Source organism: Micromonospora sp. NPDC005203 (assembly GCF_042872705.1).
GTDB lineage: Bacteria > Actinomycetota > Actinomycetes > Mycobacteriales > Micromonosporaceae > Micromonospora.
Window position 1 is genome coordinate 419,173 of record NZ_JBIAKV010000001.1, and the last position, 26,203, is coordinate 445,375.

The 26,203-nt window shown below is 72.1% G+C and carries 26 protein-coding genes; 14 read left to right on the forward strand and 12 right to left on the reverse strand.

Going from position 1 to position 26,203, the window contains the following annotated elements; all coding sequences use genetic code 11:
* Positions 1–12: 12 nt before the first annotated feature.
* The 5 genes from kdpB to ACFYPM_RS02095 all read left to right on the forward strand — a co-directional run bounded on the left by kdpB (position 13) and on the right by ACFYPM_RS02095 (position 8,505).
* Positions 13–2,208 (forward strand): potassium-transporting ATPase subunit KdpB, encoded by a 2,196-nt coding sequence (gene kdpB, locus ACFYPM_RS02075; protein ID WP_387190248.1) that lies wholly within the window; start codon positions 13–15, stop codon positions 2,206–2,208.
* Positions 2,208–3,089: a potassium-transporting ATPase subunit C gene (locus ACFYPM_RS02080; RefSeq protein ID WP_387190250.1), complete on the forward strand. Its 882-nt coding sequence runs from the start codon at positions 2,208–2,210 to the stop codon at positions 3,087–3,089. Before kdpB ends, ACFYPM_RS02080 begins: the two co-directional genes overlap by 1 nt.
* 73 nt (positions 3,090–3,162) lie before the next feature.
* Positions 3,163–5,715, forward strand: coding sequence for a DUF4118 domain-containing protein (locus ACFYPM_RS02085; protein WP_387190252.1), 2,553 nt, complete (start codon positions 3,163–3,165; stop codon positions 5,713–5,715).
* Positions 5,712–6,392: a response regulator gene (locus ACFYPM_RS02090; protein WP_387190254.1), complete on the forward strand. Its 681-nt coding sequence runs from the start codon at positions 5,712–5,714 to the stop codon at positions 6,390–6,392. The genes ACFYPM_RS02085 and ACFYPM_RS02090 overlap by 4 nt, the downstream gene beginning before the upstream one ends.
* Before the next feature lie 103 nt (positions 6,393–6,495).
* The gene (locus tag ACFYPM_RS02095; RefSeq protein WP_387190257.1) at positions 6,496–8,505 is read left to right on the forward strand and encodes an FAD-dependent oxidoreductase; all 2,010 of its coding nucleotides are present in this window, start codon (positions 6,496–6,498) and stop codon (positions 8,503–8,505) included.
* Here ACFYPM_RS02095 and ACFYPM_RS02100 read toward each other — a convergent pair.
* The 4 genes from ACFYPM_RS02100 to ACFYPM_RS02115 form a co-directional block, all read right to left on the reverse strand.
* Positions 8,466–8,864, reverse strand: a complete 399-nt coding sequence (locus tag ACFYPM_RS02100) for an SAV_915 family protein (protein WP_387190259.1) — start codon at positions 8,862–8,864, stop codon at positions 8,466–8,468. The genes ACFYPM_RS02095 and ACFYPM_RS02100 overlap by 40 nt on opposite strands.
* 38 nt (positions 8,865–8,902) lie before the next feature.
* Positions 8,903–9,406 (reverse strand): universal stress protein, encoded by a 504-nt coding sequence (locus tag ACFYPM_RS02105; protein WP_387190261.1) that lies wholly within the window; start codon positions 9,404–9,406, stop codon positions 8,903–8,905.
* On the reverse strand, positions 9,403–9,813 hold the full coding sequence (locus ACFYPM_RS02110; RefSeq protein ID WP_387190263.1) for a hypothetical protein: 411 nt from the start codon (positions 9,811–9,813) through the stop codon (positions 9,403–9,405). Before ACFYPM_RS02110 ends, ACFYPM_RS02105 begins: the two co-directional genes overlap by 4 nt.
* Before the next feature lie 105 nt (positions 9,814–9,918).
* On the reverse strand, positions 9,919–10,881 hold the full coding sequence (locus ACFYPM_RS02115; RefSeq protein ID WP_387190265.1) for an SDR family oxidoreductase: 963 nt from the start codon (positions 10,879–10,881) through the stop codon (positions 9,919–9,921).
* Positions 10,882–11,025: 144 nt separating this feature from the next.
* Here ACFYPM_RS02115 and ACFYPM_RS02120 point away from each other — a divergent pair, with 144 nt between their 5' ends.
* Complete coding sequence (locus ACFYPM_RS02120) at positions 11,026–11,781, forward strand: dienelactone hydrolase family protein (RefSeq protein WP_387190267.1); 756 nt, start codon at positions 11,026–11,028, stop codon at positions 11,779–11,781.
* A 53-nt stretch (positions 11,782–11,834) separates the two neighbouring features.
* Here the strand turns inward: ACFYPM_RS02120 and ACFYPM_RS02125 are convergent, their stop codons facing one another.
* From ACFYPM_RS02125 to ACFYPM_RS02135, 3 genes are all read right to left on the reverse strand, one after another.
* Positions 11,835–12,938 (reverse strand): L-dopachrome tautomerase-related protein, encoded by a 1,104-nt coding sequence (locus ACFYPM_RS02125; RefSeq protein ID WP_387190270.1) that lies wholly within the window; start codon positions 12,936–12,938, stop codon positions 11,835–11,837.
* Between the two features lie 95 nt (positions 12,939–13,033).
* Entirely contained in the window at positions 13,034–13,915 is an 882-nt protein-coding gene (locus ACFYPM_RS02130) for an SMP-30/gluconolactonase/LRE family protein (protein WP_387190272.1), read from the reverse strand.
* Positions 13,916–14,018: 103 nt separating this feature from the next.
* Positions 14,019–14,498, reverse strand: coding sequence for a winged helix-turn-helix transcriptional regulator (locus ACFYPM_RS02135; RefSeq protein ID WP_387190274.1), 480 nt, complete (start codon positions 14,496–14,498; stop codon positions 14,019–14,021).
* Between the two features lie 104 nt (positions 14,499–14,602).
* Here ACFYPM_RS02135 and ACFYPM_RS02140 point away from each other — a divergent pair, with 104 nt between their 5' ends.
* Entirely contained in the window at positions 14,603–16,147 is a 1,545-nt protein-coding gene (locus ACFYPM_RS02140; RefSeq protein ID WP_387190276.1) for an MFS transporter, read from the forward strand.
* Positions 16,148–16,190: 43 nt separating this feature from the next.
* On the opposite strand, the gene ACFYPM_RS02145 is transcribed toward ACFYPM_RS02140, so the two are convergent.
* The gene (locus ACFYPM_RS02145) at positions 16,191–16,598 is read right to left on the reverse strand and encodes a RidA family protein (protein WP_387190279.1); all 408 of its coding nucleotides are present in this window, start codon (positions 16,596–16,598) and stop codon (positions 16,191–16,193) included.
* Positions 16,595–17,425, reverse strand: coding sequence for an NAD(P)-dependent oxidoreductase (locus tag ACFYPM_RS02150; protein ID WP_387190281.1), 831 nt, complete (start codon positions 17,423–17,425; stop codon positions 16,595–16,597). The genes ACFYPM_RS02145 and ACFYPM_RS02150 overlap by 4 nt, the downstream gene beginning before the upstream one ends.
* A 58-nt stretch (positions 17,426–17,483) precedes the next feature.
* Between ACFYPM_RS02150 and ACFYPM_RS02155 the strand changes: the two genes are divergently transcribed.
* Positions 17,484–18,410, forward strand: coding sequence for a LysR family transcriptional regulator (locus ACFYPM_RS02155; RefSeq protein ID WP_387190284.1), 927 nt, complete (start codon positions 17,484–17,486; stop codon positions 18,408–18,410).
* Between the two features lie 34 nt (positions 18,411–18,444).
* Here ACFYPM_RS02155 and ACFYPM_RS02160 read toward each other — a convergent pair whose 3' ends face one another.
* Complete coding sequence (locus ACFYPM_RS02160) at positions 18,445–19,311, reverse strand: oxidoreductase (protein ID WP_387190286.1); 867 nt, start codon at positions 19,309–19,311, stop codon at positions 18,445–18,447.
* Between the two features lie 132 nt (positions 19,312–19,443).
* Here ACFYPM_RS02160 and ACFYPM_RS02165 point away from each other — a divergent pair, with 132 nt between their 5' ends.
* From ACFYPM_RS02165 to ACFYPM_RS02190, 6 genes are all read left to right on the forward strand, one after another.
* A complete protein-coding gene (locus ACFYPM_RS02165; RefSeq protein ID WP_387190287.1) occupies positions 19,444–20,325 on the forward strand; it encodes a helix-turn-helix transcriptional regulator in 882 nt (293 codons plus the stop codon).
* A 53-nt stretch (positions 20,326–20,378) separates the two neighbouring features.
* A complete protein-coding gene (locus tag ACFYPM_RS02170; RefSeq protein ID WP_387190289.1) occupies positions 20,379–20,921 on the forward strand; it encodes a TetR/AcrR family transcriptional regulator in 543 nt (180 codons plus the stop codon).
* A 92-nt stretch (positions 20,922–21,013) separates the two neighbouring features.
* Positions 21,014–22,045 carry a zinc-binding dehydrogenase gene (locus ACFYPM_RS02175; protein ID WP_387190291.1) on the forward strand — a complete coding sequence of 344 codons (1,032 nt, stop codon included), beginning with the start codon at positions 21,014–21,016 and terminating at the stop codon, positions 22,043–22,045.
* Between the two features lie 306 nt (positions 22,046–22,351).
* Complete coding sequence (locus tag ACFYPM_RS02180) at positions 22,352–22,525, forward strand: hypothetical protein (RefSeq protein WP_387190293.1); 174 nt, start codon at positions 22,352–22,354, stop codon at positions 22,523–22,525.
* Positions 22,526–22,592: 67 nt separating this feature from the next.
* Positions 22,593–23,807 carry a PP2C family protein-serine/threonine phosphatase gene (locus ACFYPM_RS02185; RefSeq protein WP_387190295.1) on the forward strand — a complete coding sequence of 405 codons (1,215 nt, stop codon included), beginning with the start codon at positions 22,593–22,595 and terminating at the stop codon, positions 23,805–23,807.
* 69 nt (positions 23,808–23,876) lie between these two features.
* On the forward strand, positions 23,877–24,938 hold the full coding sequence (locus ACFYPM_RS02190; protein WP_387190296.1) for a DUF2855 family protein: 1,062 nt from the start codon (positions 23,877–23,879) through the stop codon (positions 24,936–24,938).
* Between the two features lie 40 nt (positions 24,939–24,978).
* On the opposite strand, the gene ACFYPM_RS02195 is transcribed toward ACFYPM_RS02190, so the two are convergent.
* Complete coding sequence (locus ACFYPM_RS02195; protein WP_387190298.1) at positions 24,979–25,791, reverse strand: RNA polymerase sigma factor SigF; 813 nt, start codon at positions 25,789–25,791, stop codon at positions 24,979–24,981.
* Between the two features lie 226 nt (positions 25,792–26,017).
* Positions 26,018–26,203 (reverse strand): hypothetical protein, encoded by a 186-nt coding sequence (locus ACFYPM_RS02200; protein ID WP_387190300.1) that lies wholly within the window; start codon positions 26,201–26,203, stop codon positions 26,018–26,020.

A 26,203-nucleotide genomic window follows, 5' to 3' on the forward strand; every position in this document is an offset into this window, starting at 1 on the left:
AGGAACGAGGACATGTCCGTCACGTCCGCCCCAACAGAGCAACTCCCCGGTACGCCCGCCACCCAGGGCAACCGGATCGGCGGGGGCCTGCTCGACCCCCAGCAGCTCATCCGGTCCCTGCCGGACGCGGTACGCAAGCTCGACCCCCGCACGCTGTGGCGCAACCCGGTGATGCTGATCGTCGAGGTCGGCGCGGCCTTCACCACCGTCCTGGCGGTGCTCGACCCGTCGGTGTTCGCCTGGGCGATCACCGTCTGGCTCTGGCTGACGGTGGTCTTCGCCAACCTGGCCGAGGCGGTCGCCGAGGGCCGGGGCAAGGCCCAGGCCGCCACGCTGCGGCAGGCGAAGAAGGACACCATCGCCACCCGGCTGATCGACTGGAAGCCGGGCGCGAGGGCCAACACCTACCGCGACGAGGCGGTGCCCGCGCCGGAGCTGCGCCAGGGCGACGTCGTGCTGGTCGAGGCGGGCGGCACCATCCCCGGCGACGGCGACATCGTCGAGGGCATCGCCAGCGTCGACGAGTCGGCCATCACCGGCGAGTCGGCTCCGGTGATCCGGGAGTCGGGCGGTGACCGCAGCGCGGTCACCGGCGGCACCAAGGTGCTCTCCGACCGGATCATCGTCAAGATCACGCAGAAGCCGGGGGAGAGCTTCATCGACCGGATGATCGCCCTGGTCGAGGGCGCCAACCGGCAGAAGACACCGAACGAGATCGCGCTGAACATCCTGCTCGCCGCGCTCACGGTCATCTTCCTGCTGGCCGTGGTCACCCTCCAGCCGCTTGCCATCTTCTCCAAGGCGTACCAGGCGGCCGCACCGGACAGCGGCGCGATCACCAGCTCCGGCGTCACCGGGGTGGTGCTGATCTCGCTGCTGGTCTGCCTGATCCCCACCACCATCGGCGCGCTGCTCTCCGCCATCGGCATCGCCGGCATGGACCGGCTGGTGCAGCGCAACGTCCTCGCCATGAGCGGCCGGGCCGTCGAGGCGGCCGGTGACGTCAACACTTTGCTGCTGGACAAGACCGGCACCATCACGCTCGGCAATCGGCAGGCCGCCGAGTTCGTACCTGTCGAGGGGGTCGACCCCGCGGCGCTTGCCGACGCCGCGCAGCTGTCCAGCCTGGCCGACGAGACCCCGGAGGGGCGCTCGGTGGTCGTCCTGGCAAAGAACGAGTTCGGGATGCGCGAGCGTGAGCCCGGCGTGATGCCGCACGCCACGTTCGTACCGTTCACCGCGCAGACCCGGATGAGCGGCGTCGACCTGACGCCGGACGGCAGCGTGGACGGCGGCGCGGTGGGCACGGCCCGCCGGGTCCGCAAGGGCGCCGCCGCAGCGGTGATGAAGTGGGTACGGGAGAACGGCGGCCACCCGACCGAGCAGGTCGGCGAGATCGTGGACGCGATCAGCGGCACCGGTGGCACCCCGCTCGTGGTCGCCGAGCACGTCGACGGTGAGCCCGCCCGCGCCCTGGGCGTCATCCACCTCAAGGACGTCGTCAAGTCCGGCATGCGGGAGCGGTTCGACGAGATGCGCCGGATGGGAATCCGGACCGTGATGATCACCGGCGACAACCCGCGCACCGCGAAGGCGATCGCCGACGAGGCCGGGGTGGACGACTTCCTGGCCGAGGCGACGCCGGAGGACAAGCTCGCGCTGATCAAGCGGGAGCAGGAGGGCGGCCGGCTGGTCGCGATGACCGGTGACGGCACCAACGACGCCCCGGCGCTCGCCCAGGCCGACGTCGGGGTGGCGATGAACACCGGCACGTCGGCCGCCAAGGAGGCCGGCAACATGGTCGACCTCGACTCCGACCCGACCAAACTGATCGAAATCGTGGAGATCGGCAAGCAACTGCTGATCACCCGGGGCGCGCTGACCACGTTCAGCATCGCCAACGACATCGCGAAGTACTTCGCGATCATCCCGGCCATGTTCGCCGGCCTCTACCCGAGCCTGGACGCGCTGAACATCATGCGACTGTCCAGCCCGGAGTCGGCGATCCTGTCCGCTGTCATCTTCAACGCCCTGGTGATCATCGCGCTGATCCCACTCGCCCTGCGGGGCGTGCGGTACCGGCCGGCCGCCGCGTCGAAGCTGCTCGGCCGCAACCTGCTGGTCTACGGGCTGGGCGGCATCATCGTGCCGTTCATCGGGATCAAACTCATCGACCTGCTCATCCAGTTCATCCCGGGGATTTCGTGATGCGCCTACCCACCTGGATCGCCCAACACCTCGCCGCGCTGCGCGCCGTACTCGTCTTCACGGTGCTGCTCGGCCTCGTCTACCCGCTGGCTCTGGTCGCGCTCGGTCAGCTGCCCGGCCTCCACCACAAGGCCGACGGCTCGCTGATCACCGCAGGCGGGAACACCGTCGGCAGCGCGCTGATCGGCCAGTCCTTCACCGACGCGGACGGCAACCCCGTCGCCCGCTACTTCCAGTCCCGCCCCTCCGCCGCCGGCGACGGCTACGACCCGACGGCCACCTCGGCCAGCAACCTGGGCCCGGAGAGCGTCGTCGACACCATCGCCACCGACCCGGAGGAGTCCAGCGAGAGCCTGCTCACCCAGGTGTGCGGGCGCAGCAAGTCCGTCGGCGAACTGAACGGCGTCGACGGTCGGCGACCGTACTGCACCGACGACGGGGTGGGGGCCGTGCTCGCGGTCTTCCGCGCCGACGGTCTGACCGGCCGGGTCACCCGGGTGGTAAGCGTCAACCAGGCCGCCCCGGCCACCCCGTTCGTCTCCTCGTACCAGGGGGTGACGGTGGAGCCGGCCCAGCCCGGCGAGGACTACGTGGCCGCCGGCGGGGTGGTCACTCCGATCCGGGGCGACGCGCCCGCCGAACCGGCGGTGCCCGCCGACGCGGTCACCGCCAGCGCCAGCGGTCTCGACCCGCAGATCAGCCCGGCGTACGCCGAGTTGCAGGTGAACCGGGTCGCGCGCGAGCGCGGCGCGGACCCGGCGGCGGTCCGCGACCTGGTCGAGGAGCACACAGCAGGGCGCGGGCTGGGCTTCATGGGTGAGCCCGGGGTCAACGTGCTGGAACTCAACAGCGCTCTCGACAAGCAGTTCGCCGCGCGCTGAGCGCAGTCGCGGGCGGGGCCGTGCCGACCGGGCGCGGCCCCGCCCCGCGATCTGACCAGGGAGGATGGTCCCCGTGCCACGCGGAGAACTGCGCATCTATCTCGGGGCCGCCCCCGGCGTCGGCAAGACGTACGCCATGTTGGAGGAGGCCCAGCGGCGGGCCGCGCGCGGCACCGACGTGGTGATCGGCTTCGTGGAGACCCACGGCCGCCAGCAGACCGCCGGGATGCTCGGCGACCTGGAGCAGGTGCCCCGCCGCACCATGGACTACCGGGGCGCCGAGTTCACCGAGATGGACCTGGACGCGGTACTGGCCCGCCGGCCCGAGATCGCGATCGTCGACGAGCTGGCGCACACGAACGTGCCCGGTTCCCGGCACGACAAGCGCTGGCAGGACGTCCAGGAGCTGCTCGACGCGGGGATCGACGTGCTGTCCACGGTCAACGTGCAGCACCTGGAGTCGGTGAACGACGTCGTCGCCCAGATCACCGGCACCACTCAGCGGGAGACCGTGCCGGACGAGATCGTCCGCGCCGCCGAGCAGGTCGAGCTGGTCGACATGACCCCGGAGGCGCTGCGCCGGCGGATGGCGCACGGCAACATCTACCGACCCGACAAGATCGACGCCGCGTTGGGCAACTACTTCCGGGTCGGCAACCTCACCGCGCTGCGCGAGCTGGCGCTGCTCTGGCTGGCCGACAAGGTCGATGAGCAGCTCGACCGCTACCGCAGTCAGCAGGGGATCGCGGCCACCTGGGAGGCCCGGGAACGGGTCGTGGTCGCGTTGACCGGTGGCCCGGAGGGCGAGACGCTGATCCGCCGGGCGGCCCGGGTCGCGGCCCGCAGCAAGGGCGCCGACCTGCTCGCCGTGCACGTGGCCCGCAGCGACGGCCTGGCCGGCGCGGACCCGGCCCAACTGGCCCGCCAACGAGTCCTCGTGGAGAGCCTGGGCGGCACGTACCACCAGGTGCTCGGCACCGACGTGCCGGCCGCGCTGCTGGACTTCGCCCAGGGCGTGAACGCCACCCAACTGGTGCTCGGCGCGAGCCGGCGCGGTCGCCTCGCGCAGATCTTCGCTCGGGGCGTCGGGGTCACCACCACCGCGCTCTCCGGGTCGATCGACGTGCACCTGGTCACCCACAAGCAGGCCGGCAAGGGCCGTCGGGCGGCGGCCGTGCCGGCGGCGCTGTCCCGACGCCGCCGACTGCTCGGCTTCGGCCTGGCGGTGCTGGGCATGCCGCTGCTCACCCTGCTGCTGAAGACGCTGCCCGACCTGACGCTCACCAACGACATCCTGCTGTTCCTCGCCGGGGTCGTCGGGGTCGCGCTGGTCGGCGGGGTGTGGCCGGCCCTGGTCGCCGCGCTCGGCGGATCGCTGCTGCTCAACTGGTTCTTCACCCCGCCGTACCGGACGCTGACCATCGCCGAGGCGGACAACCTGCTCGCCCTGGCCGTCTTCGTCGGGGTGGCGCTCGCGGTGAGCTGGATCGTCGACGTGGCCGCCCGGCGGACCCGGGAGGCCGCGCGGGCCGCCGCCGACGCGCAGACCCTCGCCGCCGTCGCCGGTGGTGTGTTGCGCGGCGAGCGCCCGCTGCCGGCCCTGCTGGATCAGCTCCGGGAGACGTTCGGTCTGCGCGCGGTGAGCGTGCTGGAACTGGCCGAGGAGGCCAGTGGGCGTCCGGAGCGCGCCCGCGAGGAGCACGCCTGGTGTGTCGTGGCCAGCGTCGGTGAGCAGCCAGCGTGCACGCCCGACGCCGGCGAGACGGCGGTACCCGTCGACGAGCGGATCACCGTCGTGCTCAGTGGCCGCCGGCTGGAGGCCGCCGACCGGCGCATCGTCGAGGCGTTCGCCGCCCAGGCCGCCGTCGCGCTGCGTCAGGAACGGCTCGCCGAGGAGGCCGCCACCGCCCGGCCGCTGGCCGCCGCCGACCGGATGCGCACCGCGCTGCTCGCCGCGGTCAGCCACGACCTGCGTACGCCGCTGGCGTCGGCGAAGGCCGCCGTGACCAGCCTGCGCAGCCACGACATCGAGTTCGACGAGTCCGACCGCGAGGAGTTGCTGGAGACGGCCGAGGAGTCGCTGGACCGGCTCGCCCGCCTGGTCGGCAATCTGCTGGACATGAGCCGGCTCCAGGCGGGCGTCCTGGGCATCACGGCCACCACGATCGGCCTGGAGGACGCCGTACCCCTGGCGTTGGACGAACTTGGCCCGGCGGCCGCGACGGTCGGCACGGACATCCCGGCCGACCTGCCCGCCGCCACCGCAGACCCGGGCCTGCTGGAACGGGTGCTCGTCAACATCGTGGCCAACGCGCTGCGCTACAGCCCGCCGGACCAGCCGCCCACCATCACCGCCAGCGCGCACGCCGGCCAGGTGGAGTTGCGGGTGATCGACCGGGGGCCGGGCATCCCGGAGGACCAGTGGGAGCACGTCTTCCTGCCGTTCCAACGCCTCGGTGACCGGGACAACCAGACCGGTGTCGGTCTCGGGCTCGCCCTGTCCCGGGGGTTGGCCGAGGCGATGGGTGGCAGCATCACCCCGGAGACCACCCCCGGAGGTGGGCTCACCATGGTGTTGCGGCTGCCAGCCGCCGCGCAGACCAGCTCGGAGGGGCCGCAGGAATGACGCGCATCCTGGTCGTCGACGACGAGCCGCAGATCCTGCGTGCCCTGCGGATCAACCTGCGCGCCCGCCGGTACGACGTGGACGTCGCCGACACCGGGGCCGCCGCGTTGAAGGCCGCCGCCAGCCACCCACCCGACCTGGTGGTGCTGGACCTCGGCCTGCCCGACATCGACGGCGTGGAGGTGATCCGCGGCCTGCGCGGCTGGACCACCGTGCCGATCATCGTGCTCTCCGGCCGGGCCGGCAGTGAGGACAAGGTCGCCGCCCTCGACGCCGGCGCCGACGACTACGTGACGAAGCCGTTCGGGGTGGAGGAGCTGCTGGCCCGCATCCGTGCCGTCACCCGTCGTCTCGGTGGCCCCAGCGAGGCGGTGCCGGCGTTGCGGATCGGCCAGCACACCGTCGACCTGGCCGACCACCGCGTGCGGCGCGACGACGGCACCGAGGTCAAGCTGACCCCCATTCAGTGGAGCGTGCTGGAGAAGCTGTTGCGCCACCCGGGCAAGCTGGTCAGCCAACGTCAGCTCCTCCAGGACGTGTGGGGGCCGGAGTACCAGAACGAGACCAACTACCTGCGGCAGTACCTGGCCCAGCTGCGGCGCAAGCTGGAGGACGACCCGGCCCGTCCCCGCCACCTCATCACCGAGCCGGGAATGGGCTACCGCTACCGCCCCTGACCCGTTGACACCCGCCGGCAGACATTGAAGAATCTCGTTCGCAGCGGCAGCGGCGTGCTTCTGTAACCGTCCCCTCCACCGGTTACCCCTCGGGAGCCCCGCCGTGTCTGAGCCCCTGTCCCGTCGTCGGCTGCTGACCGCCGGCGGTGCCGGCCTCGTCCTGGCCGGCCTCACCGACCCGTTCCGCGCCGGCCCCGCCCGAGCCGCCGTCACCACCGCCGATCTGGTCGTCTACGGTGCTACCTCCGGCGGGCTGGCCGCCGCGATCACCATGCGCCGACTCGGTCGCACCGCCGTGGTGGTGGAACCCAACAGCCACGTCGGCGGGCTGAGCACCGCCGGTCTGGGCGCCACCGACACCGGCGTCCAGGCGTCCATCGGCGGCCTCGCCGCCGAGTTCTACCGCCGGGTGTACGTGAGGTACCACGGCGGGACCCTCTCGCCGACGTCACCGCTGCGGATGACCTTCGAACCGCGCGTCGCCGCCGCCGTCTTCGCCGAGATGTTGGCCGAAGCGGGCGTGCCGGTGATCGTCGATGCCCGGCTCAGCAGTCTCGGCCGCAGCGGCGACCGGATCACCGAGCTGCGCACCGAGGACGGCTCGATCTACCGGGGCGGGGTGTTCGTCGACGCCACCTATGAGGGTGACCTGCTGGCCCTGGCCGGGGTGGGCTTCACCGTCGGGCGGGAGTCCAACGACACCTACGGCGAGACGATCAACGGGGTGCAGTCGCGCAACACCCACCAGTTCGCCTACCCCGTCGACCCGTACGTGACGGCCGGCTCGCCCGCCAGCGGTCTGCTGCCGGGCATCTCCGCCGCACCGCTCGCCCCGCAGGGCAGCGGCGACGACCGGATCCAGGCGTACTGCTTCCGAATGTGCCTGACCCAGGCGGCCAACCGGATCCCGTTCGGCAAGCCGTCCGGCTACGACCCGATCCGCTACGAGCTGCTGCTGCGGCACATCCAGGCCGGCTACGCCGGGCCGCACTTCACCACTCACTCGATTGGCGGCGGGAAGACCGACTCGAACAACAACGGTGCCGTGTCGACCGACCACATCGGCTTCAACCACGCGTACCCGACGGCGGGCTGGGCCGTGCGGGAGAGCATCATCGCCGAGCACCGCACCTACCAGCAGGGGCTGATGTGGTTCCTGGCCAACGACCCCCGACTGCCGGCGTCGGTCCGCGACTCAACGGCCCGTTGGGGGCTGCCGGTCGACGAGTTCACCAGCACGGGCGGCTGGCCGCCGCTGCTCTACATCCGCGAGGCTCGCCGGATGCTCTCCGCGTACGTGATGACCGAGGCCGACTGCCGAGGCCGGGTACGCGCCGCCGACTCGGTGGGCCTGGCCAGCTACACGATGGACTCGCATAACTGTCAACGGGTGGTGGTCGACGGCAAGGTGCGCAACGAGGGGGACGTGCAGATCGCAGTGCCGGCGCCGTTCCCGGTGAGCTACCGGGCGATCGTTCCGCACCGGGCGCAGTGCGGCAACCTGCTGGTGCCGGTCTGCCTCTCGGCGAGCCACATCGCATACGGCTCGATCCGGATGGAGCCGGTGTTCATGATCCTCGGGCAGGCGGCGGCCACCGCCGCGGCGCTGGCCCTCGCCGGGAACCTCGCCGTGCAGGAGGTGCCCGTGCCCACCCTCCAGGCCCGGCTGCGGCAGGACGGCGCGGTGCTGGAGTGGGGCTCGACGAGCGAGGTGATCCTGGACAACGCGGCGAGCAGCGAGATCACCCGGGCCGGCACGTGGCTGCGCAGCACAAGCATCGGCGGCTACTACGGCCCGGACTACGAGCACGACGGCAACACCGCCAAGGGCGTCAACCGACTGCGGTTCCGCCCGACACTGCCCGCCTCCGGCTCGTGGACCGTGCAGTTGCGCTGGACCGCGGACCCGAACCGCGCGACGAACGTGCCGGTGGAGATCGAATACTCCGGCGGGCTGGTTACCCGCATGGTGGACCAGCGGCAGGCCGGCGGCCAGTGGGTGCCGTTGGGGACCTACCCGTTCACGGCGGGCAGCGGCGCGAGCGTGCTTATCCGCACGGAGAACACCAACGGTTATGTGGTCGCCGACGCGGTCCGCTTCGTCCGCGCCTGAGCGGTGGCGGGTGCGGGGCCGACCGGGACCGGAACGGCCTCGGACCACGGGCCGGCGGGTGCGGTCGGCACGTTCGGCGCGGCCCGGTCTCCGCTGCTCGGGTCGAGCGGCGGCGCCACCAGCAACGGATCGACCTGGATCACGTCGATGCCGAGTGGCCGCAGCATGCGCCGCAGCGCCGACTCGCACAGCTCTTCCCACGGCTGATCCGGACCCATGGCGGCGGCCAGGAGCTCCGGCCGGGTGAAGGCGATGCCCAGCCGCTGGCCCTGCGGCGAACGGCCGGTTCGCACCGTCCGCACCAGCCGTCCCGGCAGGTCACGCACCGGAACGGCGTAAATTGTCGGGGCCTCGTCCATGGTGGGGCTGGTCCTTTCGAAGCGGTGGGAAGAAGAGGTCATCGGCTGAAACGTTCGAGGTCGTGCGCGAAGCGGCGGATCGTCGCGGCCCGCGCCCACGACGGCGCGGGCACCGCGACGACCGGTACGGCTGCCCTCGTCACGCAGTACCGGGTGACGTGGCCACGCGACCGGCCGAACCGTCCGCGTTCCGGGCTGCCGACGACCAGCAGGTCGGTTTCCCGGTGCGCGTGGTCGACAAGCACCTGCCCGGCGTACCCCTGGGTCGTCACCAGGCGGACGGTCACGTCCCGGGGCATGCCGCCGAGCGCCGCGTCGAAGACGCCGCGCAGGTAGACCACCGCGGCCCGGTCGCACTCGTCCTGCCACCGCCAGGTCAGGGTGCCGGGCCGCCACGTCGGAGCGAAGACCCAGGCGCGTACGGCGTCCAGTCGCGCGCCGTCGCGGCGGGCGAGCTGCACCGCGCGGCGCAGCGCCTGCATTCCGGCGAACGACCGGTCGACGCCCACCACGATCCGGCGGCCAACGTCGGGGCGGCTCATGCGGCAGACACCGCCCACGCCGGGGCGTCCCTCCCGGTACGCGGCTCCGCCTGCGTGGTCAGGTCGAGCGCGCGGAGGATGTGGTTGGCCACGACCACCTCCACCCCGGCCCGGCGGCGCAGGTCGGCCACGGCCCGGTGCAGCACGGTCATGCTGTCGGCGGAGAGTCGCACCACGGCGTCGACGTCGGCGGCGATCCACCACGCGTCGACGGCGCAGGGCTCGTGCCGCAGGTACTCCACCAGGTGACTGCCGGGCGCGGACGGTCCCAGTCGGACGCTCACCAGCGCCTCGTGCCGGCGGTCCGGTTCCCCGGGCCGGCCAACGGCCGCGTTCGGGCTGCTGTCGGTGTCGCTGCCGGGTGGGGGGTCTCCGCGTTCCCAGCGTGTCATCCGCCAAGGACTCATGGGTCCATCGTCACCACCGGGCGGCGGCGGTGCGCCCGCCGATACGCCGTTTCGACGGGCCACCGCCAATTCTTGACGCCGCGTTCACGCGGACGCGTACGTCGGTCAGTTCCCGACGAACTCGACACCCACCAGCCGCTCCGAGACGGTCCACAGCCGTGCCGCGTCAGACGTGTCGCGCGCGGAGCGGTAGACGGCCAGCTCGGTGGGTTTGCCGGTGAACTGCCCCAGCCCGTCCGGGCCGTAGAACCGGCCGCCCCGCGCCCGTGGGCTGGTGGCGGCGTAGAGGGCGGGGAGCAGCCCGGCCTCCACCGAGTGCACCAGGACGCCCCGGCGGGCCAGCCGGCTCATGATCGAGTGGTGGAGTGACGGCCGGCTGCGTCCCAGGTTGGGACCGGACGCGTACAGGTTGGTCATGGTCGTACCCGGATGGGCGACGTTGCTGACGATGCCCCAGTCGCCGGCCCGACTCCGTCGGTCCAGCTCCAAGCCGAAGTGCAGGGTGGCCAGCTTGGACGCGTTGTACGCGCGGATCGCCGCGTACCGACGGTTGCTCTGCAGGTCGTCCCAGTTGAGCCGGCCGGAACGGGCGGCGCTGCTCGACATGGTGGTCACCCGGGCGTGGCCGGCCCGCAGCAGCGGCAGCAGCCGCCCGGTCAGCGCGAAGTGCCCGAGGTGGTTGGTGCCGAGTTGCAGCTCGAAGCCCTCGGCGGTGGCGTGCCGGGTCGGCGGCGTCAGCACGCCCGCGTTATTGATCATGATCGGGATCGGTCGACCCTCGCCGAGCAGCGTGTCGGCCAGCGCGGCCACCGAGTCCAGCGAGGCGAGGTCCAGCTTCCGGGTCGAGACGACGGCACCCGGCACGGCGGCCCGGACGGCGTCCAGCGCGGCGGCGCCCTTGGTCGGGTTGCGGACCGGCAGCACCACCTCGGCTCCGGCGCGAGCCAGCCGCGTGGCCAGGCCGAGGCCCAGGCCGTCGCTGCCACCGGTCACGACGGCGAGTTTTCCAGTCAGGTCCGGAACGGTCAGGTCGAGCACAACAACTCCCAGGTCGGCGGTGTCCCTCATCGGTCGTGGACAAGCCTGGATCGGTCGCCGACCACCACCCAGGGTCGGCTTATCCAGGGATCGACGGTCCCCGGCTGCCGCACGGGCCGGCTGCCCGGCGAGTAACGTCCTTGACGATCAAGGACATTCGGACGAGGAGGCACGGTGCAGACGACGACGGTGGACATCCCGACCAGCGACGGAGTGGCGGACGCGTCCCTGACCCGGCCGGACGGCAACGGTCCCTTCCCTGCGGTGCTGCTCTTCATGGACGCCTTCGGCCCGCGCCCGCGCCTGGTCGAGATGGCGGAACGGATCGCCGCACGGGGTTACCTGGTGGTGACGCCCCACCTGTTCTACCGGGCCGGCCGGGCACCGCTGTTCGACCTGTCCCGACTCGGTGAGCCGGACCAGCGCGCCGCGCTCTTCGAGCAGATCATGCCGCTGGTCGGCGCGTTGACCCCGGAGGTGTTCGACCAGGACACCACCGCGTATCTCGACTTCCTGGCCGCCCGCGACGACGTCCGGCCGGGTCCGGTCGCCATCACCGGCTACTGCCTGGGCGGCACGAACGCGCTGCGGGCCATCGAGGCGCACCCGGACCGCATCGCCGCGATCGCCAGCTTCCACGGCGGGTATCTCGTCACCGACGCGCCGGACAGCCCCCACCTGGCCGTCGGCGCGATCACCGGCGAGGTGTACTTCGGGCATGCCGACGCCGACCGGTCGATGACGCCCGAGCAGATCGCCACGCTGGAGAAGGCACTCGACGCGGCCGGCGTGCGCTACCGCTCCGAGGTCTACGAGGGCGCGCACCACGGCTTCACCATGGCCGACACCCCGATGTACGACGAGCAGGCCACCGAGCGCCACTGGGCCGCCCTCTTCGACCTGCTGGACCGCGCCCTGCCGACAAGCTGACGTCCCGCCCCCGCCCCCGCTCCGCACCGGTCGCCAGGGGTCGGTGACTTGGGTCAGCGGCGCAGCAGCACCGGGCCGGCGTCGATGCGGGTACGGAACAGCGCGTACGGCTTGCGCCGCAGGTCCTTGCCCCGCTGGTACTGCGCCTGCCGGTGCAGCTGGTTGGCGGTGACGTAGAGGTACCCGTCGGTGGCCACCGACATGGTGTCCGGCCAGAGCAGCCGCGGGTCGTGGACCAGTGTCTCGTACTCGCCGTCCGGCAGCCGGCGCAGCACCGCGTGGTGCTCGTACGCGGTGAGGTAGAGCCGCCCCGCGTCGTCGCTCTCCAACCCGTCCGAGGCGGTGCCCCGGTCCCCCTCGTCGACGACTGTCGCGGCGACCGCCTCCTGGGTGACGCCCGGGTCGGCCAGCGCCTCGGTGGAGACGCTGTGCAGTCGGCGCGATGCCAGCGGACAGTAGTAGAGCCTGCTGCCGTCGGCCGAGATGGCGATCCCGTCGGAGCCCATGCCCACCGGCTTCGGCGGGCCGTCCGCCGGCCGTTCGAGGAACGGTCGGCCCTCGACCACCGGCCGGAACGTCGCCAGCGGCTCCGCCTTCGTGGACGGGTGGTCGTGCAGCCGCCGCCAGGAAGCGCCACTGGCCAGGTCGACGACGATGATCCCGTTCGGCCCGGAGTCCGCCGAGTCGGTGATGTACGCGACCCCCGCCTCACCGCGCCGCAGGTCGAACCGGACGTCGTTGAGGTACGTCGTCGGCAGCGCCACGTCCGCCGGGAAGGTGATCACCTGGGCGACCGTGTCGGTGTCCAGGTCGATCCGGACCAGCTTCGGGCCGCCCGGCTTCGTGGGCTGGAACATCGGGCTGCCGGTGTCGAGCACCCAGAGCCGGTCGGCCGGGTCCACCACGATGCTCTGCACCGACACGAACGCGCCCGCGTCGGCGTCGCCCGACGGGTCGTTCCACGCCTGGTCGGGGTAGGGCGCCTCCCGGCCGTCGCGCAGCTCCACGACGGTGGCCGGCACCTCGTCGCCCCACTTCGGGAAGTTGACGAAGATCCGGCCCTGGTGCGAGACGCTCACCCCGGTCGGCATCGGGCCGGTGAAGGTGTGCACCAACTCCAGCTCGCCCACTGACTCGTCGCCCACCGGCCCGTTCATGACGCCCGCCTCACGATGCCCATCGTCCCGCCTCCTGCCGGTCGGTAGCGCGCTCCGGTGCGGTTGTTCCCGCCCTGGCGTCCGATATTCCTCGGTCAGCTCGCCGGCGCGGCGGCGTACGCGGCGGGCAGGCCGGGGACCTCGACGTCCACCGCGAGCAGCGCGCCGTCCTGCGGACCCGCGGCGCCCAGCCCGACCCGGGCGGTGCCGATGAAGAGTCGGCGCAGGTCGGGGCCGCCCAGACAGATGCCGGCGGGCTGCTTCGCCGGCAGCCGGATCTGCCGGTCCAGGGTGCCGTCGGGCCGGTAGCGGCGGACCGCCGAGCCACCCCAGAACGCGACCCAGAGGTGGCCCGCCGCGTCGACGGTCATGCCGTCCGGGCCGCCGTCGTCGGGGGAGAGCCGCAGGAACGGCTCCCGCCCGTGCAGGTCACCGGTGCCCGGGTCGACGGTGAACCTGTCGATCTCGCCGCGCGGTGTGTCGGCCAGGTACATGGTGGTGCCGGTGGCGTCGAACGCCGGCCCGTTCGGAATGGTCAGCCCGGTCACGGCGGGCACCGGTGCCGCGCTGGGGGCCAGCCGGTACAGCGTGCCCCCGCCGGGGACCGCGGCGTACGTCATGCTGCCGGCCCAGAATCGGCCGTGCGGGTCGGCGACCGCGTCGTTCATCCGGGTCGGCTCGGGCGCGTCGCCGACCAGGTCGGCAACCGGTCGGGAGTCGCCGCCGGCGGCCAGCACGGTGATGCCGGTCCCGGCGGCGGCGAGCCACTCGCCGGGTCGGTCGGTCACCGGGGCGACCGCACCGAGCGGAACGTCGAGGTGGCGCACCTCCCGCAGCGGTGTCGGGGCGTCGCCGTCGGTCTCCAACAGCCGCCCGGCCAGCAGGTCGACGAGGACCAGTCGGTCGTCGATCCAGCGCAGCCCCTCGCCCAGCTCCAGCCGGTCGGTGCTCCAGACGGTCGGCTCGGTCAGCTCCATGGTGCTCCTCCAGGGGGTCTACGGCCGGTCCGCAGCGGTCGCCGGTGCGCCACCGTGCGCCGGCCGCCGCACTCGTCAGCGGACCGTACCGCCGCCTCGGCTGTCAGTCGCGCCGGATGAGGCCCGGGCCGGCGGCGATGTCGATGTCGCCGTCCGTCATCTCGTGGCCGGCCGCGCAGCGGAGCACCGCGCGGACCGGTTGGCCGCAGTCGTGGTGGGTGGCGACGATGGACGGGCCGGCGTCGTCGGCGGCCCAGGTGTCGCCCCAGTTGCGCAGAGCGGTGATGACGGGCAGGAGTTCGCGGCCCTTGCGGGTGAGCTGGTACTCGTGGCGGGTGCGCTGCCCCGGCTCCCGGTACGGGATCCGTTCGAGCAGGTCGGCGGCGACCATTTCCTTGAGCCGGGCGGCCATGGCGGGTTCGCCGACGCCGACCCGGCGGACGAAGTCGTCGAAGCGGCGCGTGCCGAGCAGGGCCTCGCGCATGATCAGGACCGTTGACCTGCTGCCCACGATGTCCATCGCGCGGGCCACCGAGCAGTTCTCGCTCGACCAGGCGTCGCGGTCGTCCCGTAGGTCCTCCATGCCGCCCAGCCTACCTGACTTGCATGGCAGTTAGTCAGGTGCTTCACTGGGGTGTGCTGACTTCAGCATGAGCAAGTCAGCTCAACCAGCCCTGAGGAAGTCCCGTGACCGGCAACACCGCAGCCCCACCCGCGTCCGGACCGGCCGGCGTCGTCCGTTCCGCCGTCCGCGGTTCCCGCCCGGTGACCCTGGTCGCCATGTGCCTGGGCGCGATGATCACGTTCCTCCAGATCACCGCGACGGTCTCCGCGCTGACCACGATCCAGCAGGATCTGCGGGTCGACCCGACCACCCTGATCTGGGTGCCGAGCGCCTACACGCTGATGGTGGCGAGCGTGGTGCTGTCCGCCGCCACCCTCGGCAACCGCTACGGGCGCAAGCGCATGTTCGGTGCCGGGGTCCTCGCGATGATCGTTGGTGCCGCCGTCGTGGCCGGTGCCCCGACCGTGGCCTGGGTGATCCTCGGGCAGTTGGTCGCCGGCCTCGGCGGAGCCCTGATCCTGCCGAACAGCCTGGCGATCCTCGGCGCGACGTTCACCGACCCGCACCGACGTACCGAGGTCATCACCGCGTGGTCGGCGGCCTCCGGCATCGGGCTCGCGATCGGCCCACTCATCGCCGGCACGCTGCTGAAGCACTACGCGTGGCACAGCGTCTACCTGTCGACGATCGTGCTGGGCGTGGTCACCCTCGTCGCCGCCATCGGAGTGGCCGAGTCCCGGCCGAGCGCGGGCCGACTCGACGTACCCGGCCTGCTGTTCGGCACCGTCGCCATCGCCGCGGCCGTCTACGCCCTGATCCAGGGCGGCAAGGACGGCTACACCAGCCCGGTGGTGACGGTGGCCTGGATCGCCGCGGCTGCCGCAGTCGTCGCGTTCGTCCTGGTCGAGCTGCGTTCCGATGCGCCGATGCTCGACCTGCGGCTGTTCCGGGCCGCGTCGTTCAGCGCCGTCATGGTCGTCGCCGCGGTGTCGCTGTTCGGTTTCACCGGCGTGGCGATCCTGCTGGTCCTCTTCCACGAACGTGTCCAGGCCCTCAGCCCGCTGGACACCGGCTGGCGGATGCTCGTGCTCTTCGGCGCCTACGTGGTCGTCGCCTTCGGCGCCGGGCGGGCGATCCGTCGTACCGGCTTCAAGGCGCCGCTCACCCTCGGCCTGGTCCTCGGTGCGGCGGCGAGCTTCGGTCTGGCGGCCCAGGGTCCCACCGCGTCCTTCGGTCACCGGTGGCCGCTGTTCGCCTTGTTCGGTGCCGCGGGCGGCCTGGTGGTGGCCCCGGCGACCGCCGCCGCGCTGGCCAGCGTCGCGCCCGCGCAGGCCGGGATGGCCTCCGGCGCGGTGAACGCCGCGCGACAGGTCGGCTCCGTGCTCGGCACGTCCCTGCTGGGCACGCTCTTGACCACCACGATGCTGGCCGACCTGCCCGGCCGGTTGGCCGCGCACCAGGTCGGTGAGCCCACCCGTGGCGCCGTGCAGGCGGCGGTGGCCGCCGGTGTCACCGGCGACCAGCCGCTGCCCGACCCGGTCCGGGCGGCGATTGCCGAAGCCATGACCTCCGGCGTCCAGGCCGGGCTACGGATCAACGGCATCGTCTTCCTCGTCACGGCCGTGCTCACCCTCGCCCTCGTCCGCAACCGGCCGCACCAGCCCTGAAGCCAGCGCTGCACCGATCGCCACGACGATCGGCCGATGGCGGTCAACCAGTGGTCACGGCTGCGGTGACCTCGACCTCCAGCACTGCGCCGTCGAGGAAGAGCCGGCTCACCTCGACGGTGGTGCTGGCGGGCCTGGTCTGGCCGAAGTAGCGGTTGCGGACGTCCGCATAGCCGGCCAGGTCGCCGAGGTCGGTCAGGAACGTCCGGACGTGCAGCACGTCGGCGAAGGTGGCGCTGTGCGCCGCGAGCAGCGCGCCGATCAACTCGAAGATCCGTTCGGACTGCGTCCGCACGTCGCCGGGTGCGACCACCGCGCCGGCGTCGTCCACCCCGACCTGGCCGGAGAGCATCAGCAGCGCGCCCCCGGGCAGGTCGAGGCGGGCGACGTGCGCGAACCGGTCGCCGAACGGCGCGGCGACGGTCGCGGGGTTGTCCAGGGTCACGTTCACGACTTCTCCTCGGCTGCGGCGGGGTCAGTGAGACGGGCGATGTCGTCCTGCGGATGGCGCGCGGCCGCCAACGCCGACGCGGCGGCGCGCAGCAGCGGCGCCGGCGCGTCGCCGAGCACGTCGAGGGCGAGCCGGGCGTCCTTCGCGGCCAGGGCGGCGGCGAACGCGGCGTCCGTGGCGGTCGCCCGGGCGACCGCGCCGCCGAGCGGCCCGGTGCCAAGTGCGTCGATCGCGGTACGTCTGTCGACGCCGACGGCGTCCGCGACGGTGAGCGCGTCCGCGACCGCGGTGACCGCGGTGACCAGCGCGGTGTTGAGCACCAGCTTCAACGCGGCGCCCCGGCCGGAGACGCCGCAGCGACGGACGGTGCCCAACGTCCCCAGCAGCGGGGCGACCCGCTCGACGACCGCCTCCTCCCCGCCGACCAACACCACGAGCCGGCCCGTCTCGGCAGCTCCGGCGCTGCCGGCGCCGGGAGCGTCGACAAGCGGTACGCCCGCCGGCAGCAGCGTGGCCAGTTCGGCCACGGCCCGGGGACCGATGGTGGACATCTCGATCACGGGGGTGCCCGGCCGCAGCGCCAGTGCCGCACCGGAGTCGACAAGCGTGTGTCGGACGGCGAGCGCATCGGTGAGCATGGTGATCACCACGTCGGCGTCGCGGATCGCCTCGGCCGGGCTGCCGGCGGCTCGCGCCCCGGCATCGACGAGCGGCGCCGTGCGGGCGGACGTGCGATTCCAGACGGTGAGCCGGTGCCCGGTGGCCAGCAGCCGACGGCCGATCGCGGTGCCCATCGTGCCCGTACCCAACAGGGCGATCTCGTTCATCTCGCCAACGCTAGGGTGCGGGAAGTCATGCTACCAGCGATTGTTTCGCATTACTGCCATGCTGCGGGAGCATGGCACGATGCAGCTGAACGCGCTCCAGGTCTTCCGTGCCGTGGCCGAGCATGGCTCCCTCACGGCTGCGGCCCGCAGTCTGCGCTGCACCCAGTCGGCGGTGTCCCGACAGATCGCCGCGCTGGAAGCCGCGACCGGGTCGCCGTTGCTGGACCGGCTGCCGCGCGGTGTCGCTCTGACCGAGCAGGGCCGTTGCCTGCTCGGGCACGCCGAGGCGGTGCTCGACCGGCTGGACACCGCCCGGCGGGACCTGGCGGCGCTGCGCGACCTCTCCGCCGGCCGGTTGCGGGTCGGCGCGTTTCCCACGGCTGTCGCCGCGCTTGTGCCACGTGCGCTGGCCAGCTTCAAGTCCGAGCATCCCGAGGTGGCGCTGTCGCTTGTCGAGGGGCTCACGCCCGGGCTGCTGGAGCGCCTGGTCCACGGCGACGCCGACGTCGCCGTGGTGAGTGCCGCTGCGGACCAGCCGCTCGACGCCGACCAGTTCGACCTGCACCACCTCGTCGACGAGACGCTTCTGGTAGCCGTTCCCCGGACGCATCGGCTCGCTCACCGGCGGACCATCCGCCTGCGCGACCTGGCCGACGAGTCGTTCGTCGCCGGCTCGGCGACCGCCGAGGAGACTCTGCTGCGAGCGACCCTACCGGCGGGTTTTCGCCCGCGGATCGATATCGTCGCGGCCGAGTGGACCGGCAAGCTGGGCTGTGTCGCGGCCGGTCTGGGCGTCGCGCTGGTGCCGGCCCTGGCCGTACGCGCCGCTCCATCCGACCTGACCCTGCTCCGGCTGCACCCCGACGACGCCTCCGTCCGGCGGATCTTCGCCGCGACCGTCGCTGGTCGGAGCCGACCACCGGCGGTACGGCGGTTTCTCACCCACCTGGACCGGGCGGCGGACCTGAGCGAAGCGGGCGGGTGACGCGGACCGCCGTGTGGCGGTCCGCATCCGGGCGTCACCCGCCGATGGCGTCGAGTTCCTCGATCGCGTCGGCCGGCAGCTTCAGATCTGCCGCCGCGAGGTTCTCCCGCAGGTGTGCCAGCGTCGAGGTGCCCGGGATCAGCACGGTGGTGGGGGAGCGCTGGAGGAGCCAGGCGAGGGCGACCTGCTGCGGCGACGACCCCACCCGGGTGGCCACGTCGTTGAGCGTGTCGGACTGCAACGGCGTGAACCCGCCGAGCGGGAAGAACGCGGCGAACGCGATGTTCTCCGCCGCGCACCTGTCCACCAGGGCGTCGTCCTGCCGGTTCGCGACGTTGTAGAGGTTCTGGACGGTGACCACCGGGGCGATGGCCTGGGCCTCGGTGAGCTGGGTGAGCGTGACGTTGCTGAGCCCGAGGTGCCGGATCAGCCCCTCCTGCCGCAGGTCGGCGAGGGCGCCGAACTGCTCGGAGAGGGGATCGTCGCCGGTGCCCTCGGCCACACCGACCCGCAGGTTGACCACGTCGAGGACGTCCAGGCCGAGGTGCTGGAGGTTGTCCCGGACCTGGGCCTTCAGCTCGTCCGGCGCCAGCGCCGGGATCCAGGAGCGGTCGGCGCCGCGTCGCGCGCCGACCTTGGTGACCAGGTGCAGATCCTCGGGGTACGGGTGCAGCGCCTCGCGGATCAGCTCGTTCACCACCACCGGACCGTAGAAATCGCTGGTGTCGATGTGCCGGACGCCGCTGTCGACGGCCTCGCGGAGCACGGCGAGCGCCTGCTCGCGATCGCGGGGCGGGCCGAAGACACCAGGGCCGGCCAACTGCATCGCGCCGTAGCCCATCCGGCTGAGGGTGAGGCCGTCAGCCAGGGTCAGTGGCCCGCCGGGAAGGTTCTCGCTCATGTCGTCCTCTATCCGCATTTGGAGTGGGTATGCGTCGACTCTGCGTCGGCGGCCGACCGGGCGGCAGGGCGAGCTGTTCCTGGTAGTGACACAGCCAGTCACCGGGCGGCCGGGCGATCTACCGTCGGTGGCATGGACGCGACGAACCCGCTCGGCGACTTTCTGCGTGCCCGTCGGGAGCAGACCCGGCCCGAGGACGTCGGGCTCGGTCCGGGCGTGGGCCTGCGCCGGGTGCCGGGGCTGCGGCGCGAGGAGGTGGCGATGCTGGCCGGCATCAGCGCCGACTACTACCTGCGGTTGGAGCAGGGTCGCGAACGGCATCCCTCGGTGCAGGTCCTCGATGCCCTCGCCGGGGTGCTGCGGTTGGATCCGGAGGCGACCGCGTACCTGATCGGGCTGAGCCGCGCGCGGTCGCGACGGGCGGTCCGACCTGCCGTTGAGCGGGTGCCGGCCAGCATCCTGCACCTGCTCCGGCAGCTCGACATGCCGGCCTTCGTGCAGAACCGCCACCTCGACATCCTGGCCTCGAACCCGATGGCGAGGGCACTGTCGCCGAATCTCGCCCCGGGCGCGAACCGACTCCGCGCGGTGTTCCTGGACCCGGCCGAACGGGAGCTGTTCCGCGACTGGCGGCAGGCGATGCAGAGCGTGGTGGGGCAGCTGCGCGCCGACTCGGGCGGGGCCACCGACGATCCCCGGTTGACGGCGCTGGTGGGGGAGTTGTCGCTCGAGAGCGACTGCTTCCGCCAGTTGTGGGCGCGGCACGAGGTGCGTCGGCGGGAGGGCGTGGTCAGCCGGCTGCATCATCCGGAGGTGGGTGACCTCGACCTGTACTGCGACAAGCTCGCGGTCGCGGGCGCCGACGGGCAGTTGTTGGTGATCTACCACGCCGAGCCGGGTACGGAGTCCGCGCGCTCCCTGGGGCTACTCGGCTCGATCGCCGCCAGTAGCCGCGGTGACATCCCGGACAGCCTCCGACCCGGTGACCCGGTCCGGCTCTACCCGCTGGAGTGAGCCGGTGCCCAGCGGGCTTGACAGCTAATGTTTGTGAGTGCACACTTACAAACATGCGATCCACTGCCGAAGCCCGCCGGGTCACCGTGCTGAACGCCGCGGTGTCGGCGTTCGCGCGCACCGGCTTCCACGCCACCCCGGTCACCGCCGTCGCCGCCGCCGCCGGCATCTCCGAGGCGTACGTCTTCCGGCTCTTCACCGGCAAGCTCGGGTTGTTCGTGGCGGCGGCCGACACGTGCTTCGAGCGGATCGACGTGGCGATCGAGGCGGGAGCCGAGCAGGCCACGGGCAGCGGTCCCGAGGAGATCCTCGACGCCATGGGCGGCGCCTACGCGGCACTGATCGCCGACCGCGATCTGCTCCTCTTCCAGGTGCAGGCGCAGGCCGTCACGGACATCCCGGAGATCGCCGAGGCGGTGCGGGCCGGCTACCGGCGGATCGCGACCCTCGTGCAGGACCGGTCCGGCGCCGACGACGCGCAGGTGCAGCGGTTCTTCGCGTACGGGCAGCTCTGCCACCTGATCGTCACCGCCGGCCTGGAGCAGGTCCCCGAGTCGTGGGCGCGCGCGCTGACCGCCGGCATCCGGCACCCCTGACCCCGACCACCGACCCCTGGGCCGCGACAGCGGCCCACCTTTTCAGCCGCAGAAGTGTGTGAGTGCACACTTACAAATCAGGAGGAATTCCGATGACCAGCAATGCGATGATCACCGAAGTGGTGCTGCCCGGCGTGGTGGAGCCCGACGGACTCCAACTGCACCGACGCGCCATGCCCGTCCCCGCCCGGGGCCAGGCGCTCGTCCAGGTCGAGGCCACCGGCATCTCGTTCGCCGAGCAGCAGATGCGCCATGACCGCTACCCCGGCCAGCCGAAGTTCCCGTTCGTGCCCGGCTACGATCTCGTCGGCACGGTCCGGGCGGTCGGTCCCGGCGCGGACGACTCGCTTGTCGGCACCCGGGTCGCGGCGGTCACCAAGACCGGCGGCTGGGCCACCCACGCGCTTGTCGACATCGACGCCCTGACCCCCGTACCCGCCGAGCTGGACCCCGCCGCCGCCGAGACCGTCGTCGTCAACGGTGTGACGGCGTGGCAGATGCTGCGAAGTGCCGGCCTGCGGGCCGGGCAGACCATCCTCGTGCACGGCGCGAACGGTGGCGTCGGAACGGTGCTCGTCCAACTCGGACGCCACCTCGGCCTGCGGGTCATCGGCACCGCCGCCGCACGTCATCACGCCGCGCTGCGCGAACTCGGCGTCGAACCGCTCGACTACCGTGACCCGGACCTGGCCGTGCGCGTCCGTGAGCTGTCGCCGGGCGGTGTCGACGCCGTCTTCGACCCGGTGGGCGGTCCGGGTGTGCGCACCTCGTACGGCCTGCTCGCGGCCGGCGGCACGCTCGTCGTGTACGGCAACGCCGGCGCCGTGGACTCCGGCCAGTCGGTCGCGTGGGTCTTCGTGAAGCTGCTGTCCCGCCTCTACACCTGGAACGCGCTGCCCAACGGCCACCGGGCCGGCTTCTACAACTTCTGGGCCGGACACCTGACCCGCCGGGCCGCGTTCCGCCGCCGCCTGCGTACGGACCTGGGCATCGTGCTCGACCTCCTGCGGCAAGGGGTGATCGTGCCGCAGATCGCCGCCCGTTACCCGCTCAGTGAGGTCTGCACCGCGCTGGTGTTCGCCGAGGCGCGCAGCCGGGCGGGCAAGGTGGTGCTGGAGCCCTGATCACCGGATCCGGTGCGCCGGTGGCGCGTCCCGCCGGCTGGTGAAGATGCGGTCGCGCACCGCGAGGGCGTACGGTGAACATGTCGCCCGGGATCCCGGTGGCCGCCGGACGCCGTCCGCCACCCAGACAGGGCGCAACCGATCGTCATTCCTATCGCCGCGACGGCTGGTCGTGTTGTTGATCGCCGACCCCGTCCCGGCCGCCGGGTTCGCGGTTCGCTGGTCGTCACCGTCGGGACGGCGGCGTCCGGCCCCACCGCCGTCCGTGCGAATGATCGTTTTGAACGCCTAACAGGGGAGCACCACATGAGGATCGCCAGGCACCGGATCGTCACCGCACTTCGCGACCGGGGGCAGCAGGCCAGGGCCGACTGGGTCGAGCGCGAGCTGCCAGAGCTGGTGGACCCGGCGAAGCACTCCGGGTTGCTCGCCACCCTGCACCTCAACCCGGCCGACCTCGCCGATGCCCCAACCGCCTGACGGCAGGGTAGCCTCACGGTCGCACCACGTGCTCCTGCGGTCGGGGAGGACTCGGGGAGGTGGAAGCATGGGCGACGTCGGCGAGATGGTGCGGTGGTTGCAGCTCAACGCACCCCGGAGTGGCCCGGACGAGCTGTCGCAGCTCGTCGCCCGGGCGGCGCCCGCCATCGACGCCACCGAGATCGTGATCTACCTGGCCGACTACACGCAGTCCCTGCTCGTGCCGCTGCTCGGGGCGGGTCTGGTCCGGGACGAGTTGTCGATCGAGACGACCCTCGCCGGCCGGGCCTTCACCAACCTCGACATCCAGCGCGCGCCCGACAACCCCGACCGGGTCTGGGTGCCACTGCTGCTCGGGTGCGAACGGATGGGCGTGCTGGAGATCGTCTCGCCGGCGGCCGCCGACGCGGCCCTGGACGGGCCAGCCTGGGAGGTGGCGGTCAACATCGCCCAGATCCTGGTCAACCGGCGGCTCTACGGTGACGTGGTCGAGCGGATGCGACGGCGTCTGCCGATGCAGGTCGCGGCCGAGATCGTGTGGGGGCTGCTGCCGCCGCTGACCTTCGCCACCGACGACCTGGTGATCACCGCCATCCTCGAACCCTGTTACGACGTCGGCGGCGACATCTTCGACTACGCGTTGAACGGCGACGTGCTCAGTGTGGGGCTCTTCGACACCTGTGGACACGGCATCAAGGCGAGCACGCTCGCCTCGCTCGTGGTCAGCGCGTACCGCAACGCGCGCCGGTGTGGCCTCGACCTGGTCGACACGGCGATCAGCATCGACAGGTGGGTGCGTTCCGAGCACCCGAACTTCTTCGCGACCGGGCTGCTCATGGAGTTGGACCATCGGACCGGCCGACTGAGCATGATCAACGCGGGTCACCCGGGTGCGATGTTGCTGCGCGACGGCAAGGCCATCCGGGAGCTGCCGGGGCCGACCGCGTTGCCGCTCGGGCTGGGCCACCTGTCGGCGCACCGCCCGAGGGTGCACGTGGAGGAGTTGCACCCGGGCGACCGCATCCTCGCCTACACCGACGGCATCACCGACGCACGCAGCGCGGACGGGGAACGGTTCGGGTTGGACCGGCTCGTCGACTTCGTCAACCGCGCCCTCAACGACGGGTTGCCCAGCCCGGAGACGATGCGTCGCCTGGTGCGCGCCGTCGTCGGCTATCAGGACGACCGGCTGGAGGACGACGCCACGGCCCTCTTCCTGGAGTGGCGACCGCCGCACCTGCCGCTCGCACACCTCCGCGACCTCGCCGCGTCCCGCTCCTGACCGGAGACAGTGGGATTTTGCACTCCCAGTGCACTTGTCTGGGTCGGAAGGGGTGTCTAGCGTCACCTCATGGCCGACTCATGGACCTTCGCCGTGGCGCGTGACGACCTCGAAAAGACCACGCTCGTCGAGGGCGCCCCGCCCGCGGTGGCCGACGGCGACGTGCTGCTGCGGGTGGACCGGGTCGGCCTCACCGCCAACAACGTGACCTACGCGGTGCTCGGCGACGCGATGCGCTACTGGGAGTTCTTCCCACCGGCCGGGCTCGGGCTGCGGTGGGGCCTGCCGCCGCTCTGGGGCTTCGCCGAGGTGGTCACCTCGACGGTCGCGGGGGTTGAGGCGGGGCAGCGGGTCTACGGCTATCTCCCACCCGCGGGTCACCTGCTGGTGCGGCCGGACCGGGTGGACGCGTCCGGATTCCGGGACGCGAGCCCGCACCGGGCCGAGTTGCCGTCACCGTACAACGTGTACCGGTCGACCACCGGCGACCCGGCGTACCGGCCCGACCAGGAGGATCTGCTGATCCTCTTCCGGCCGCTGTTCTTCACCTCGTTCATGTTGGCCGACCAGGTTGTCGACAACGACTTCTACGGTGCCGAGTCGCTGCTGCTGTCGTCGGCGTCGAGCAAGACCGCGTACGCCGCCGCGTTCGAGCTGCATGGTCGCGGACCACGCCTGGTCGGGCTCACCTCGCCCGGCAACCTGGCCTTCACCCGGTCACTCGGCTGCTATGACGAGGTCGTCCCGTACGACGACATCGACGCTCTGGACGCCGTCGCGTCCGTCTACCTCGACCTGTCCGGCGCACCCTCGACCCGGGCCGACCTGCGTCGGCACCTCGGCGACCGGCTGGTCCGGGACATCGCGGTCGGCCTCACCAACCAGACGCCCAACGCCGAGGCCGCCGAAGAGGTGTTCTTCGCGCCGGTCCAGATGCGCAAGCGCGGCCAGGACTGGGGTCGTGCGGGGCTCGACCAGCGGTTCACCGAGGCCTGGCAACGCTTCACCGCCATCGTCAGCGGGTGGCTCGACGTCCAGGTGGGTGCTGGGCCGGAGGCCCTCCAACGCGCCTGGCTCGACGTCCTCGGCGGTCGTACGCCGCCACGGGTGGGTCACGTCGTCCAACTCTGAGCGTCGAGGCGCTGCCGGCCCTGGGCCGGCGGCGTCAGCCTCAGAACGCGCTGTGGTCGAGGTCGACGAGGCGATGACGCAGCGCCGTCAGCGACTTGGAGATCAGTCGGGAGACGTGCATCTGCGAGACGCCGACCCGCTCGGCGATCTGCGCCTGGGTCAGGTTGCCGTAGAAGCGCAGGGTCAGGATCTGGCGCTCCCGCTCCGGCAGCGTGGCGAGGGCCGGGTCCAGGGCGACGCGGGTCTCGACGAGGTCGAATTCGTGGTCGTCGCCACCGAGGGTGTCCCCGAGTTCCCGACTGCCGTCGGCCCCGACCGGGGTGGACAGTGACGTGGCCCGGTAGGCGCGCGCCCCCTCCAGCCCTTCCAGAACCGTCTCCTCGGACTGGCCGAGGTAGGACGCGACGTCGGCCACCGTCGGCGAGCGACCGAGGCTCTGGGTCAGCGCGCTGTTCGCCGCGCTGATCGACATGCGCAACTCCTGGAGGCGGCGGGGCACGCGCACCGCCCAGGTGCGATCCCGGAAGTACCGCTTGATCTCGCCGATGATCGTGGGAATGGCGTACCCGCTGAAGTCGACACCCCGGGTGTGGTCGAAGTTGTCCACCGCCTTGATGAGCCCGACCGAGGCGGTCTGGGCCAGGTCCTCGTCGGGTGCGCCGCGTCCCGAGTAGCGGCGCGCCAAATGCCGGGCCAGCGGCAGCCACGCCTCGATGGTGCGATCCCGCAGCGCGTGGCGGTGCGGGTCGTCCGCCCCGGTCGCCGCCAGGGCGATCAGGAGTTCATCGGCGCTCAGGTCGCTGCTCCGTTGGCCGACGCGGGTGCCGGTGGCCGTTTCGACGATGCTGGCCATGGGGGTGGTCCTTCCCACACATGCCCGTCGATCGGATCGACCGGAAGATCTCCGAACCGGCTGTCGCCGGAGCGCATGTACGGGCGGAGATGCGCTGTCGCAGGGCCACGATCACGGGCCTCACCACCGCGTCATGTCGTTCACCTGATAGCCCGCAGCTTACCCGAAAGGTTTAGCTATTACTAGCCGAAAGTATGAGACGTGCGTGGTGGGCGGGACGACCGGATCAGCCGCGCCAGTCGTGGTCGTCGCCTTCGGTCGGGCTCTGCGGGGCGGGCTGCACCGCGAACGGATGGCGCAGCCGGCGCATGGCCTCCGCGCTGCCGTCGACGGTCACCGCCGATCCGTCGGCCGCGTCGGCGTTCGACGTGGCGAGAAACAGGGCCGGTCGGGCGTTGTCGTTCGATGTCAT